Below are 12758 nucleotides of genomic sequence, written 5' to 3'. Positions count from 1 at the left end.
ATGACAAGTGTTGCAAAAGAGAGTATTATTATTTCTCGATTCTGAAGAGAAATTCAGCCATTGATGGCAAGGGTTTTGAATGCTATACAAAAAAAATATTAACTATGAAGAATCTACTATTAAGCGCAGCAATTGGCGACATCGCAGGAATGCCGTACGAATTTGAAAATCGAACAAAAAATTATAATGCGGTCGATTTACTACTTTCATCGAATACTTATACTGATGATACCGTTTGCACGTTTGCATGCGCGGAAGCACTTATTAAGAATTTGAATATGGCTGAAAACCTATGGAAGAGATGCCGTGCAGACTTTTATCGTGGATTTGGCGGACGGTTTGCAAGATGGCTGATTGCAAAAGATATTCAGCCATCTTATTACTCTTGTGGTAATGGTAGTGCCATGAGGGTTTCATCGGCTGGATTTATGGCTAAGGATGTCAAAGAATGTATAGAACTGGCTACACAGACAGCGATGCCTACCCATAATCATCCCGAGGGAATTAAAGGAGCAGTAGCAACTGCTTTGGCTATATTCTATGGTATGCACGGGAAAAACAAAGATTTTATTCGAGAACATGTGCTTGAAAAATACTACCCAAATTGGTCGGACTTGACTTATCAAGGTATAAAACCCAACTATGATTTTGATGAGAGCTGCCAACAGACAGTCCCAACTGCCCTTATCTGCTTCTTAGAAAGCACAGATTATGCGGACTGTTTGAAGTTGGCAATTGCCTTAGGCGGTGATGCAGACACTTTGGCTGCCATTTCTGGCCCCATGGCATACGCTTTTTACAAGACCATGCCAAAAGAATTGATTGATAACGCAATCGCGAAACTTCCCGAATGGATGCTTGAAGTGAACAAACAATTTGACGAGGTTGTGAACAAATAACGAATAGCGAATGTAACAATATTGAAAAAATATGGCACGTGACTCGCTTTTTATTCATCATCCTGGTCAGACGTTCGTAAAATAATGCTGGTTGCCCCGATGGTAAACAGCGAACCTTCTCGGATGATTCTGCGTTCGCGGTCGCCCAGTAGTTGGTTGTTTACGAATGTACCGGTATAGCTGGGGCCGTCGCTGAGCTCGTATTTCAGCTTACCATGTTTGTCTTTGGACACTGTGATGTTGCAGTGCGTCAGGTCAACGCTGGGGTCGGTCGTTTCGATAGGGCATTCTATGTTGTTGCCTTTCACGTAGCGTCCAATGTGATTGACGCCGAACTGAAGGGGAAGAACTTGTTTGTAGTGGAAAACGTTCTCTATAACAACAATTGCTCCATAGGCTTGTTGATGAGCGTTTTCATCGATTTTCATGTCCTTTTGTCTTTCTTTCAGTTTGGATACACCTATCTTAATCCTGAATTGTTTGTTGCATTCAGGACATTGGAAAACTAAAGATTGACCGTTAGAATATTTTGTCTCGTCAAATGTGATGTAATTGTCACATTTGGGACATCGAACTCTTTTCAATGTTACAGGTTATTTATGAGAGGAAATGGGGGAGAGTTTCAAAATCCAACCATCCGCAAATTCCTTTTGGTTTTGAAGGTTGTTCAAGGCATTGTATGCGGCACTTTCGGTTTCATACTGTCCGTAGATTACTCTTGTGCTTTTATTTTTCGTGTAAACTTTTGCCTGAGAATAGCCTGCTTGATGTAACTTTTCTACGTATGCATTTGCATTTCTGACCGTTACCCTACTGGCCAAAACAATAACGTAGGCTGTTGTTTTCTCTTCTACCTCTTTCTTAATAGGTTCAGCCGCTTTCGTTTCTTTTAAAATGGGTTTTGCTTCAGTTCTCTCAGGAGCGTTGTTGGGTACGTCTACAGAGCCTGTGATAATGTCTTTGGGCATGATATGATACAGCAAGCTGGTATCAATGTTGCCAAATAATTTGGCATTGTTTCCCTGATGGTTTAGCGTTGTCGGAAACAAAAAGAACGCCACAGCCACCAAACAAGCTGCAACCAGGTTTCTGATGACGCTGACTTTAACTCGGATAGTTTTGCCCGAATTATCATCAGTGTCAGGTAGCTTCACTTCTGCGGGCATGAGCTGCTCTTCCGATGGCTTTGAAGTGTCTGCATGATCAGCCTTATTGAGCTGTGATTCAGCTTGTTCAATAAAGCTTGTTTGAGTAGCTTGTTGAGTAGAAGTGACGCTTGAAATAGGGGATATATCCAATGAATTCAGACCATACAGGGTGGGCGTCAAGATGCCGGCCTCGCATGGTATGAATGTAAATATCCCTTCACTATTATTATAATGTAGCGTGCCAATGTCTGACAAATGGAATTGCCCCTCGTTTGAGAGATGCTCTTTGATTTCAATAACCTCACGTTCAATCCGGCGAAGAGCCTCGGGATAACTGATATCGTATACGTCTACATACGACTGTGCCAGTAATGAATCGTTGATGGTAAGTTGTGGATTGAACCCAATGGTGCGGAGTGGGGGATAGTACAACTCATCTTGCTCTTCATAGTGAGCATGAACGGGATGAGCCATGAACCCACCAAAATTTGGAATGATGACACAGTCATTGTCCAAAAGCAGCGTTTCGATATGTTTTTCCAATTCAATCACGTTTGCAAATTTATCGTTTTTTTACGAATAGAGCAACTAAAAACGTGAAAATTGCAACGGTGATAAATAAAAGCAACAAAAACTTTGCAGTTCTGTTGAATTGTGGTACCTTTGCTTTATAGAATACTTTCAGAAGGGTCAATAATGAAGTACACAGAAACAAAAATCAAAGGAGTATGGATCATCGAACCAAAAGTGTTTGAGGATGCGCGTGGCTATTTTTTTGAAGCATGGAAGCAGGCTGATTTTCAGAAACAGATTGGACAGGTTGTTTTTATTCAAGACAATGAATCTAAATCCAGCTTTGGTGTCTTGCGCGGCTTGCATTATCAGAAAGGTGAGTGTTCGCAAGCTAAATTGGTAAGGGTTATCAAAGGCCGTGTGCTTGATGTGGCAGTTGACCTTCGTAAGTCGTCACCAACTTTCAGCCAGTATGTCAGTGTAGAGTTGAGCGAAGATAACAAGCGTCAATTGTTTATTCCCCGCGGCTTTGCTCATGGTTTTTTGGTTTTGAGTGACGAGGCCATCTTTACTTATAAAGTGGACAATCACTATGCGCCAGCACAAGAGGCTGGAATACGTTGGGATGATGAAACTATTAATATCAGCTGGCCCATAGACAAAGATAAGATAGTGACCAGTGAAAAAGATTTAAAAGCCTGCTCTTTAGCTGATGCCGAACTTTTTGATTGATTCTGCATTAGGATTTTGACACAAAAACGTCTTTATGTAGCGATGAAAACATCTATCTCCACAACTGTCTTTCTACTCGTCCTCATGTTCTTTGCTGCCGGTTGCGCAAATAAGAGTAAGCAGGACGAGAAAGCATTGGCGCAAGAAGATGTGAAGGCCAAGCAGCTTTTGCAAGGCATTTGGTTGAATGATGACGAAGAAGATGTTGTTTTCAAAGTTCAAAAGGATACGATTTATTATCCTGACTCAACCAGCATCCCTGTCTATTTCAAGATTGTTCAAGACTCACTGATTTTACAAAGCTCGTCTGCTGTCAAATATGCTATTGTCCGACAAACGGAGCATCTTTTTGAATTTAAAAACCAGTATGGTGACGTGGTTCGTTTGGTCAAGAGTGACAATCCGGAGAACGAATTTGCCTTTATGCGCAAACAACCTGTGGCGTTAAACCAAAATAGTTTAATCAAACGCGATACCGTCATCAATGTCGATAAACAGCGTTACCACCTTTATGTTCAGGTAAACCCTACAACGTATAAAATCATCAAGAATTCTTATACCGACGAAGGTGTTGAGGTGGGCAACGTTTATTACGATAACATTGTACACATCAGTGTTTACAATGGTGCCAACAAATTGTTCTCACGAGATTTCAAAAAAGCAGACTTTCAAAAATTCATTCCGCAACAATTTTACACGCAATGTATTCTTTCAGACATTGTTTTTGATCATCATTCCTCACAGAGCGTGAATTTTAAAGCGTACCTGCCAATACCCGACTCTACAACAAGTTATGTAATCAAAGTAAACATCACGTTCGAGGGAAAATATGAGCTGAGCATTTAGTTGTATAATAATACAAAACAGCTACTAACAGTATTCTACTCAATGACATGAAAGGTACTTATAAACAAGGTACCTGTAAACAAGGTAGGCAGTGATAGGTGTGGACAAGAAACAAGCTGCTTGGATTTTAGTATTTGTCTTGATGCTTTTGGATGAGAATATAACCGATAATACCCAAGAAAATGAGCAATAAAGCCGTGAGCAACAGACCGTTCATCCTGTTCCAGCCAGTAACGTGGCTGAGCACGAGAAGGAACACCCCTAGGTATACGCAGTAGAGTGCCATCGTGGGAGATAACTTGTTTCTCATCAGTAATCTGTATTTGTCGACAAAAGTACGAAAATTATTTGGCAGACTTGCAAAAAAACAGTACCTTTGCACCGCAATTTGCAAAAAATATTTAATCATTAATTTTTAAAGTAGTATGAATCAATACGAAACCGTTTTCATTTTGACTCCCGTTTTGTCTGATGAACAGATGAAGGAAACGGTCGCTAAGTTCAAGAAGCTGCTCACCGACAATGGTGCCGAGATTCTGAATGAAGAGGCCTGGGGTATGAAGAAATTGGCTTACCAAATTCAGAAGAAAAACTCGGGCTTCTATTGCCTGTTTGAGTTCAAGGGTGAGCCCACATTGGTACAAACGCTCGAAACCGGCTTCCGTCGCGACGAGAAAGTAATTCGTTATATGACTGTTAAGCTCGACAAGTATGCTGCTGAGTATGCATTGAAGAGAAAGCAGAAATATGCAAACAAAAAGGAGGCATAATCATGGCAGCACAGAATAAATCAGAAATTCGTTATTTGACTCCACCTTCAGTGGACACTAAGAAGAAAAAGTATTGCCGTTTTAAGAAGAGCGGTATCAAATATATTGACTATAAGGATCCTGAGTTCCTCAAGAAATTCTTGAACGAGCAAGGCAAGATTTTGCCACGTCGTATTACAGGAACATCTTTGAAGTATCAGCGTCGTGTGGCACAGGCTGTTAAGCGTGCTCGCCAGATTGCACTGCTTCCTTACGTAACCGATTTGATGAAATAAATAAGGAGGAGGAAACAGAATGGAGATTATACTGAAAGAAGACATCATCGGTCTTGGATACAAGAACGATATAGTGAACGTAAAGAAGGGTTACGGACGTAACTATTTGATTCCAACAGGCAAGGCAGTTATCGCATCAGAATCTGCTAAGAAGGTTCTTGCAGAGGACATGAGACAGCAGGCTCACAAGTTGGCTGCTTTGAAAGCAGAAGCTGAGAAGAAGGCCGCCGCATTGGAAAATGTAGCTTTGGAAATAACGGCCAAGGTTTCTGCTTCCGGTGTTACCTATGGTTCGGTTACCGCTGCTACTGTGGCAGAAGAGTTGGCTAAGAAAGGCTTTGACATCGACCGCAAGATTGTTACCATGCGTGACATCAAGAAGGTAGGTGACTATGAGGCTGTCGTTCACTTCCACAAGGAAGTAGAAGTGAAGATTCCTGTGAAAGTGGTAGCTGAAAATGCACCAAAGGAAGAGTCAGCAGCTGAAACGAAGAAGGTTTCAGAACTTGCTGAAGAGGCAGCAAATGCTGAAGCACCTGTTGCAGAAACCGAAGTAACAGAAGAGGCAGAAGCCCCAGCAGCTGAAAACGCTGAAGAGGCTGCTGAATAAGTGGCGGGATCTGTTGCGCGCATTGTTGATTGCCCAACACCCATCCATGTTCTTCAGTGGATATTATTTTTAGATATATAATTGCACTGTAAAGCAAATCTATATGTATTCCCGATTGGTCGCACAGCTGACCAATCGGGATTTTTGATTTGACTAACATGTCTATTGTCTGTAACTATCCGAGAACCATTGGTTTCTCTTTGACATCTAACAAGCCAAACTTGTCAAAGAGATCTGCCTCATTTTTTATAAGCTAACATCACGGATTAAAAACAAAGACGACCAGAAGCACCTTGACAAGTGTTCTTATTTGTTTGAGCGAAATATAATACATGTATTTTATAGTATTGACAGAAACATTTAACATGTTGGCAATTTCAGAATTAGAATAATTACTAAGTTTTAGTTTGAATATCTTCTTTTGTTGTGGCGGTAAGACTTCCACAGCTCTCATCACCTTTTTCCACTGTTTTTCTCTGACGAATCGCACCTCATCGCCATCATCTTCGGATACCAATTCTTTGAGCCAGAAGTGAGCTCCTGCTATTTTCTTCTTATTGTCTCGGAGAGTATTTATGATGTCGTTTTTGAGAATGCAGAAAAGATAATTTTGGATTGGGCAAGACTCGTTAAGCGTTTTTCTATTATTCCATAACTTGATAAATGCATTTTGAACAGCATCTTCTGCCATATACTTGTCTCCGAAATATTTAAATGCAAGAAGATAAGCTCGGCTGGCATATAGTTTATATATGCCAGCAAACGCAAGTTGACTGCCATTTTTGAGTTCTTTTATCGATACTACGTCTTCTTGATTCATACAAAACTGCTATTTCATGTACATTTACTGACGAATTAACTGTTCAGTTTATTACATGACAAATCTATAAAAAATATTGATTATCAACAACTTTAATATGCTAAAATGTGATGAAGTTTATGTTACAAGAAGAAATTTCACATGGCAAGAACCTATATTCCATATTTTTGAATAAGATAACGGCAGAACTGCTGAACATGACTTGTTTCGATACAATCTATCTTTTCTGTTGAGTTAACCCAGTTTTGTTCAAATTCACCTATTGTCTTATCAAGCTGTTGCTGATCGAACGGCTTTCCTGACATAACAGATGCTGTCAACTCGTCAATATACATACTCCACCTACGAACGTAGTAGGTTCGAATAAGCCCGCTCCACGTTCTATTGGCATAGTCGTTAAGTGAGCCTCCCCATGTTGTAATGAGATTTCGTGCATTCTTTTCATAGTATGCTTTTTCCAGGTCATTATTTCCATAGTCACGCGCATCATCAATCCATTTACCAATGGAGCAGCGAGAGTTGCCAGCAGTGAGATAATCCAAGTCGACCAAAATCTCTTTCATTGTGTTTCCTGTACGCTGTAAGCCAACTAAATCTTTATTTACATAGCATGAATCAAGTTCCAACTTTAACTTTAAAAATTTATTGCCTAAAACTTGTCTGCCAACAGCAATAAGATCCAACTGATATTCATTTCTATCACATTCGGAAACGTGACTCATAAGTTTCCAAACCTCTTCCAGGCGTTTTGCTGGGTAAGTAATTCCTGTTCGACGCTCCTGATTCTTCCCTAATATGGGTCGTAATGCTGGCAGTATGCCCAATGATCTCGGGATTTGAGTATAAATATCATTAAACAATATCTGCCAAGCCTGCCGCATTTTAGGAGATGAAAAGCCGACATGCCGATCTGCAAGATTGTCTATCCACTCCTTGTCAGCAGGTTTTGCCGTCCATGCTTGTGTCAAAATATATTCGTAAGGAAACTGTATAACGTCAAGTCCTTCCAGTGTGGAGCCTATGCCTATCAGGTTTTTGTTCTTCTTGTTGAGAGCCTCGTTCAGCCTCTGCCCACTTTCTTTAACATTTCCAGTAATCGTTGTGTTTCCTCCAAAATTTCCCAAATAACACCAAATATATGGCTGCCCATAAAAGTTATTGGTTGTCTTCCAAAGTTCTACGTTTTCGCAATGATAATCCAGTAGAGACATTTTTCCTTGTGGAACTCCCGTTAACAAAGCTTTTATTCGTTTTGGCGTCCATTGTTTCTTGTTATGGTAGAACATCCACGACATCTGCATCCACTCGGCTCCAGGATCAACAGATGTAACGGTACGATATATATTATGTGATATTTCTTTTAAATATTCGGGCTTCCAACTGGGCGGGTCTACTTCGTTGAATGGGTCGATTCCGTAGATATGATCTGTTCCGAACAAAGCCTTTTGTTCCTCGAGATACATTTTTTGGATTTTGGCAAACAGAGGGTCTTCGGGATTGAGGAAGTGACACCGGTAATCATCACTGAAGCCTGCCCATCTACCCAGATACTTAATATTGGCCTGGGGATATAATTCTTTGAGTTTTGCAGGTACATGTCCAGAAAAAGCAGGGAGCACCGGCTTCATATTCAGAGAGCGTTCGCGTAGCAGGATTCTTTGCTGAAGCTCTTTTTGTTGTTCGAGCCAAGACATTGGTAGGGGACCATTCCATTTATCTATATTGGCCATTCTATTCCACGGTAAGTATGTCGGCCCTGTGAAATAGCTCCTAATTTCACTGTCAGACATGCCCATTCTTTCCCATACAGCATACCAAACAGCCTCCTGTCCTGTGATGGCCAAGGGCATGTTTACCCCATTCAGCGCCATCCAGTCTATGAGTCTTTCCCATTCTTTCCAACTGAAAAAAGGCATCGTATAACCGTACGTACAGTAGTTAAGAAAAAATCTTCTCTTTACTTTAGCATTCGATTTAACGAGATTAGGTACGCCTGGGAGTTTATCAGGAACCACCACCGGAACCTCAGCATACCAAGACACGGTGGTATGGCAGTAGTTATTCAGATAGTAATTCAAAGCTACAGCCATTGAATTAGCATTGTTTCCAGCAATATGAATCCTGCCATCCTTTCCGCTTTCAAGCGTAAACGCATCTGCTTTTGCCTTTGACTTGTTTTTGGTAAATTCGAATTGTGACTCGTGCTTAGGTAGAATTCGACTTACCAAAGCCTTGATTGACACAATATCTTGATCCTCTGCATTGCAATAAAATGGTATGAATAACAAACAACCCAAAAGGAATAGTTTCTTAGCAGCACTCATTGATGTTAGAATTTTAATGGTTTATTGTTGATATGATTCTTCTCAGATCTTTCAAAGGGTTGGTCAGGGGGAGTTGTTTTTCTGTTTGTCCGTGTTTGTTTATCCAGCTTTTCTCCCATTGATCCAGCGTTTCTCGTTGGTTTGAAAAATATATTTGTATTCTTGGAATATAATAGTCTTTGATAAGTCCGCTCCAGCATCTGGCAGCATAGTCTTCTTGGTGACCTCCCCATGTGGTAATTAATCGCTTAGCATTCGCTTCATATTGATTCTTTTCCTGAGGCGTGCGGCCTTGACTTCTGGCTTTTGTTATCCAAACATCAAGTCGGTCGGTAGGGTGGGATGCTAAAATCTTATCAGCAAACAGCAGCAACTCAATAGCCTTACTGAGCTGCTTATTTGCCTCAACATGTTTGTTGAGAGAGTCATAGCAGAGTGCATTCTCGTAATATATATCAGCTTTTGCACCAAGGTATTGCGCAGCGAAAAGTATCGCGTCGTCTTGGTAGAATTTTGACTTACCCAACTCGTCAGCGCACGACAAAAAGTCCTCAACAGCTTTGAAGTAAGTATCATTCAAATCGTGCCTACTCTTGCGCAAAGTATCTGGTATGGCAGTTTGCCACGTAAATCTTGGATATGAATACAAGGAGGAGTATACGCTTTTTCTGAATCCGTTCCACGCTGCTTTCATCTTGTCGGGATATTTGCCATATCGCGCCATGCAATAATTCGCAATCCACTCATCAAGATTTATCCCCTTGTCAGTCCATGCGGCATCAGTCAAAAGCTCATAGACCACCTCGTTATTCTCCAATCCCTCGGGAGCAGATCCTATTCCCACCAGGTTACCTTTGTTGGCTGCCGACAAAGCCAGAGAAGCATCGGTAGCATACATTTCCAAGTCGCCTGTAAGAAGCGTCTTTCCCCCGAAGTTAGGAACGTAGCTGAATATCCACTGTTTGCCATAAAAACCGTTGTGACGCTTCCACGTTTGCTCGGTATGCCACACCCATTTGGGATAATCGTTGCCCAAATCAATGATAATCATTCGATCGTTTGGCACCTGGCTGAGTAAGGCACTAAGACTTTTTCGGTTCCAAAAATCATGCTGGTAACCAAAGGTCCATCCCTGAGTTACCCAAATCGCATGAGGATTTCCAGCGTTTATTGACTGATAGATTGCCTTGCCATATTCAGCCAATAGTCTGCATTTTTCCTCCTCGTCATTAGGATTTACAGGGAGCTTCATCTCATTGAAACTGTCAGAAAGATAGTAGGTGTTTTCACCAAACTCCCTTTCCCATTCCTCAATAAATAATTTGCCCAACTGTTTGAAGTATGATGACTCAGGTGGTAAAACATAAGCGTTCAAGGAATCAGCAAAACCTCCCCATCGAAGGTGTTTGAAATTAATCTCTGGATGCTTTTTGGCAAATGCCTTTGGCACAAAACCTGCAAAAGCTGGTGCAATGGGATGCATGCCCAACTCTCGCATGCGTGATATGATTTTGTGTTGTAACGTTATTTGTTGCTTGTGCCACGCATCAGACAGAGGGCCGTCCCATTGGTTGAGGTTACCCATTCTGTGCCAAGGTAGATATGCTGGTCCGGTGAAGAACTCCCGTATTTGAGCTTTTGAAAGCCCCATTCTCGTCCACACTCGTTCTGCTATTGCCTCTGATGCAACAGATGCCAAAGGCATGTTCACTCCATGAAGTGCCATTAAGTCGAGTTCTTTTTCCCAACGCTCCCAGTCCCAATAGGGCATTGTATACCCAAATGTACATACGTTAAGAAAATAGCGGAGCTTGAACGGACTATTGATGACACCAGAGTGGTAATTTGGAAGTTGCTTAGGCAATTTTATATTATTTCCACTCCATGTGGCCATGACATGGCAAGCATTGCGCACATAGGTGTAAAAAGCATAAGTCAATGCCGTTGTACTTGTTCCGCTGAGTGTTAGACAATTGTTCTCACAACTGATAGAGAAAGCATCCAGACCTTCCTGACGTGGTAAAACCTTATATACTATGCGGTTTTCAGGAACCTCTAAAATACGATCGAGAACTCTTTTTGCTGGCACTGTGATATCATTATCAGCGGCAAGAAAAACTTGCGGTAATAATAGAAACAACAGTAAAAGTCGGTATTTCCTAAACATCATGATTCATATCTTGAGCAAAGGTTATCTTTTAAGAATAATTTCCGATACGATTGGAAAATGGTCTGACAAGTACGACCGTACCGTTTGACTTGTTTTCACCTCCCATCTATTCTTAGGATAAGCATATATATAGTCTATTTTGATCTTTGGAGTTGTCGATGAATATGTCTGATCCATAATTGTCATGTTGCGTCCCCATTTGTCCATAACCTTCTCTATAGCAGGTTCGGTAGGACCAGCATTGAAATCTCCTCCAATCAAGACCGGATAATTACACTTTTGAAGTTCTTGTACGATAAATTCTGCTTGCTCCTTTCTGGCGTCCTTTCCGCTTATATCAAGATGGGTTACAGCAAACACGAGCGTGTCTGTACCTACTTCGTAAGTGGCATACATAACGGCTCTTTGCTCTGACTTGGAAGGATTGGGCAGCATTACTTTTTTCATGTCAATGCATGGATACCGAGCCAGCATACCAATACCATAATAGCCCCCCGAGTAGTCGATGGTTTTTCCATACAAACCAAACATACCCGTGTGATAGGCTAATTCTGATATAAAGTTCTTTCCGTTCTGCTTGGGAGCACGTTCACGATGAGTGTTGCAGTCTACTTCTTGCAAGGCAACAAAGTCTGGCTTGAACGCTTTAATGTGATAAGCCAACTCCTCGAGTGATGCCAATTCTCCAAAGCGCAAGTTATACGTCATGACTCTTAACTTGAGTGGTCCTTGCGCCCCTACACAAAGTGAGATAAGTAGTAGGTAAAATGAAATTAAGATTCTCATATTAACTTTATTTAATTTTCAATACTGAAACTATTGGTAAATGGTCTGATGCGTTAATCCCGGTAAAGACCGTGTGAGATACAACATCTACTGCTGTTGATGGTTTATAGGCAATATAATCCAACTCACGATTTGGCTTATCAGAAGGAATGGTAAACTTGTTGGGATCTTTGTTCGTACGAGTAAAGCCGTTTGCTTCCAACATGGTTATAGATGCATCAGTTGGACGGCTGTTGAAGTCGCCACCTATAATGATCAATTTATGAGCGTATGGTTCTAAGCATTCTAAGTACTTGGGAAATTGCTTAAGCCGCTCACTCTCTGTAACGGAGAGATGCATTGTCGCAATATAAATATCTTTTCCTGCGAACACGATTTTTGCACTACCCAATATGTTGCTGCCTTTAATCGTTTGACCATCTATCATTTTGGGCAAAGGGTGGTTTATGATATTCTTCATTTCATATTTAGACAATATCGCAGCGCCGTAAGCTCCACCCTGATAGTCTTTTTGCTTGAAAAATTTGTGATATTTATACCCTGCTCGCTTGGCAAGTTCTTTTGCCTGATCAATATTGAAGGCACGTGTGGTCATGGAATCAACTTCCTGCAAAAGCACCACATCGGCATTTTTATCCTTCAAGACCTTAGCCACATTGCCAACTTCTGCCGGAGAGGGAACACCTGAACCTATATACGGGGAACAGTGACGAATATTATAACTCATTACCGTTAAATTATTTTTACTCTTTTGATGGTCCCAACCATCATCTCCAGAAGTATTGAAGTCTGTGCTGGCTTTGGAGCATCCTGACAAATTTATCATCAGAATACTCATGATAAGAATTATATTTTTCATTTTATT

At 41.0% G+C, this 12758-nt stretch carries 14 protein-coding genes; 6 read left to right on the top strand and 8 right to left on the bottom strand.

Features of this window, described 5'->3' with window-relative positions; all coding sequences use genetic code 11:
- Positions 1-104 precede the first annotated feature (104 nt).
- Positions 105-899, top strand: a complete 795-nt coding sequence (locus NQ518_RS03300; protein ID WP_227205110.1) for an ADP-ribosylglycohydrolase family protein — start codon at positions 105-107, stop codon at positions 897-899.
- A 50-nt stretch (positions 900-949) separates the two neighbouring features.
- Here NQ518_RS03300 and NQ518_RS03295 read toward each other — a convergent pair whose 3' ends face one another.
- Together NQ518_RS03295 and NQ518_RS03290 are read right to left on the bottom strand one after the other, a co-directional pair.
- Positions 950-1483 carry an FHA domain-containing protein gene (locus NQ518_RS03295; protein WP_227205108.1) on the bottom strand — a complete coding sequence of 178 codons (534 nt, stop codon included), beginning with the start codon at positions 1481-1483 and terminating at the stop codon, positions 950-952.
- A gap of 9 nt (positions 1484-1492) precedes the next feature.
- Entirely contained in the window at positions 1493-2599 is a 1107-nt protein-coding gene (locus tag NQ518_RS03290; RefSeq protein ID WP_227205106.1) for an HU domain-containing protein, read from the bottom strand.
- Between the two features lie 144 nt (positions 2600-2743).
- On the opposite strand from NQ518_RS03290, the gene rfbC reads away from it, so the two are divergent.
- Both rfbC and NQ518_RS03280 read left to right on the top strand, forming a co-directional pair.
- Positions 2744-3292 carry a dTDP-4-dehydrorhamnose 3,5-epimerase gene (rfbC, locus tag NQ518_RS03285; protein ID WP_227205104.1) on the top strand — a complete coding sequence of 183 codons (549 nt, stop codon included), beginning with the start codon at positions 2744-2746 and terminating at the stop codon, positions 3290-3292.
- 42 nt (positions 3293-3334) lie between these two features.
- Positions 3335-4138: a DUF4738 domain-containing protein gene (locus tag NQ518_RS03280; RefSeq protein ID WP_227205101.1), complete on the top strand. Its 804-nt coding sequence runs from the start codon at positions 3335-3337 to the stop codon at positions 4136-4138.
- 127 nt (positions 4139-4265) lie between these two features.
- Here the strand turns inward: NQ518_RS03280 and NQ518_RS03275 are convergent, their stop codons facing one another.
- Positions 4266-4448: a hypothetical protein gene (locus NQ518_RS03275; RefSeq protein ID WP_146014584.1), complete on the bottom strand. Its 183-nt coding sequence runs from the start codon at positions 4446-4448 to the stop codon at positions 4266-4268.
- Between the two features lie 115 nt (positions 4449-4563).
- Here NQ518_RS03275 and rpsF point away from each other — a divergent pair, with 115 nt between their 5' ends.
- From rpsF to rplI, 3 genes are read left to right on the top strand one after another with little or no spacing between them, the layout of a single operon-like run.
- The gene (gene rpsF / locus NQ518_RS03270) at positions 4564-4908 is read left to right on the top strand and encodes a 30S ribosomal protein S6 (RefSeq protein ID WP_004348820.1); all 345 of its coding nucleotides are present in this window, start codon (positions 4564-4566) and stop codon (positions 4906-4908) included.
- A gap of 2 nt (positions 4909-4910) precedes the next feature.
- Positions 4911-5183: a 30S ribosomal protein S18 gene (rpsR, locus tag NQ518_RS03265; RefSeq protein ID WP_004348819.1), complete on the top strand. Its 273-nt coding sequence runs from the start codon at positions 4911-4913 to the stop codon at positions 5181-5183.
- A 19-nt stretch (positions 5184-5202) separates the two neighbouring features.
- Positions 5203-5793: a 50S ribosomal protein L9 gene (gene rplI, locus NQ518_RS03260; protein ID WP_227205099.1), complete on the top strand. Its 591-nt coding sequence runs from the start codon at positions 5203-5205 to the stop codon at positions 5791-5793.
- Positions 5794-6052: 259 nt separating this feature from the next.
- On the opposite strand, the gene NQ518_RS03255 is transcribed toward rplI, so the two are convergent.
- The 5 genes from NQ518_RS03255 to NQ518_RS03235 all read right to left on the bottom strand — a co-directional run bounded on the left by NQ518_RS03255 (position 6053) and on the right by NQ518_RS03235 (position 12752).
- Entirely contained in the window at positions 6053-6613 is a 561-nt protein-coding gene (locus tag NQ518_RS03255) for an RNA polymerase sigma factor (RefSeq protein ID WP_227205097.1), read from the bottom strand.
- Positions 6614-6765: 152 nt separating this feature from the next.
- Positions 6766-8937, bottom strand: a complete 2172-nt coding sequence (locus NQ518_RS03250) for an alpha-N-acetylglucosaminidase (protein WP_227205095.1) — start codon at positions 8935-8937, stop codon at positions 6766-6768.
- Between the two features lie 13 nt (positions 8938-8950).
- The gene (locus tag NQ518_RS03245) at positions 8951-11026 is read right to left on the bottom strand and encodes an alpha-N-acetylglucosaminidase (RefSeq protein WP_374211131.1); all 2076 of its coding nucleotides are present in this window, start codon (positions 11024-11026) and stop codon (positions 8951-8953) included.
- A 102-nt stretch (positions 11027-11128) separates the two neighbouring features.
- On the bottom strand, positions 11129-11815 hold the full coding sequence (locus NQ518_RS03240; protein WP_004348812.1) for an endonuclease/exonuclease/phosphatase family protein: 687 nt from the start codon (positions 11813-11815) through the stop codon (positions 11129-11131).
- 85 nt (positions 11816-11900) lie between these two features.
- Positions 11901-12752 carry an endonuclease/exonuclease/phosphatase family protein gene (locus NQ518_RS03235; RefSeq protein ID WP_004348810.1) on the bottom strand — a complete coding sequence of 284 codons (852 nt, stop codon included), beginning with the start codon at positions 12750-12752 and terminating at the stop codon, positions 11901-11903.
- Positions 12753-12758: the final 6 nt, after the last annotated feature.

The organism is Hoylesella buccalis ATCC 35310, assembly GCF_025151385.1.
In the GTDB taxonomy this organism is placed as follows: Bacteria; Bacteroidota; Bacteroidia; order Bacteroidales; family Bacteroidaceae; genus Prevotella; species Prevotella buccalis.
The sequence above is the reverse complement of the archived record's forward strand: the minus strand, read 5'-3'. Positions and strand labels throughout refer to the sequence as shown.

What these genes read in the sequence shown, in the direction of transcription:
- NQ518_RS03300 (WP_227205110.1), top strand. Translation starts at nt 105, where the DNA reads ATGAAGAATCTACTATTAAGCGCAGCAATTGGCGACATCGCAGGAATG.
- rfbC (WP_227205104.1), top strand. Translation starts at nt 2,744, where the DNA reads ATGAAGTACACAGAAACAAAAATCAAAGGAGTATGGATCATCGAACCA.
- NQ518_RS03280 (WP_227205101.1), top strand. Translation starts at nt 3,335, where the DNA reads ATGAAAACATCTATCTCCACAACTGTCTTTCTACTCGTCCTCATGTTC.
- NQ518_RS03275 (WP_146014584.1), bottom strand. Translation starts at nt 4,448, where the DNA reads ATGAGAAACAAGTTATCTCCCACGATGGCACTCTACTGCGTATACCTA.
- rpsF (WP_004348820.1), top strand. Translation starts at nt 4,564, where the DNA reads ATGAATCAATACGAAACCGTTTTCATTTTGACTCCCGTTTTGTCTGAT.
- rpsR (WP_004348819.1), top strand. Translation starts at nt 4,911, where the DNA reads ATGGCAGCACAGAATAAATCAGAAATTCGTTATTTGACTCCACCTTCA.
- rplI (WP_227205099.1), top strand. Translation starts at nt 5,203, where the DNA reads ATGGAGATTATACTGAAAGAAGACATCATCGGTCTTGGATACAAGAAC.
- NQ518_RS03255 (WP_227205097.1), bottom strand. Translation starts at nt 6,613, where the DNA reads ATGAATCAAGAAGACGTAGTATCGATAAAAGAACTCAAAAATGGCAGT.
- NQ518_RS03250 (WP_227205095.1), bottom strand. Translation starts at nt 8,937, where the DNA reads ATGAGTGCTGCTAAGAAACTATTCCTTTTGGGTTGTTTGTTATTCATA.
- NQ518_RS03240 (WP_004348812.1), bottom strand. Translation starts at nt 11,815, where the DNA reads ATGACGTATAACTTGCGCTTTGGAGAATTGGCATCACTCGAGGAGTTG.
- NQ518_RS03235 (WP_004348810.1), bottom strand. Translation starts at nt 12,752, where the DNA reads ATGAAAAATATAATTCTTATCATGAGTATTCTGATGATAAATTTGTCA.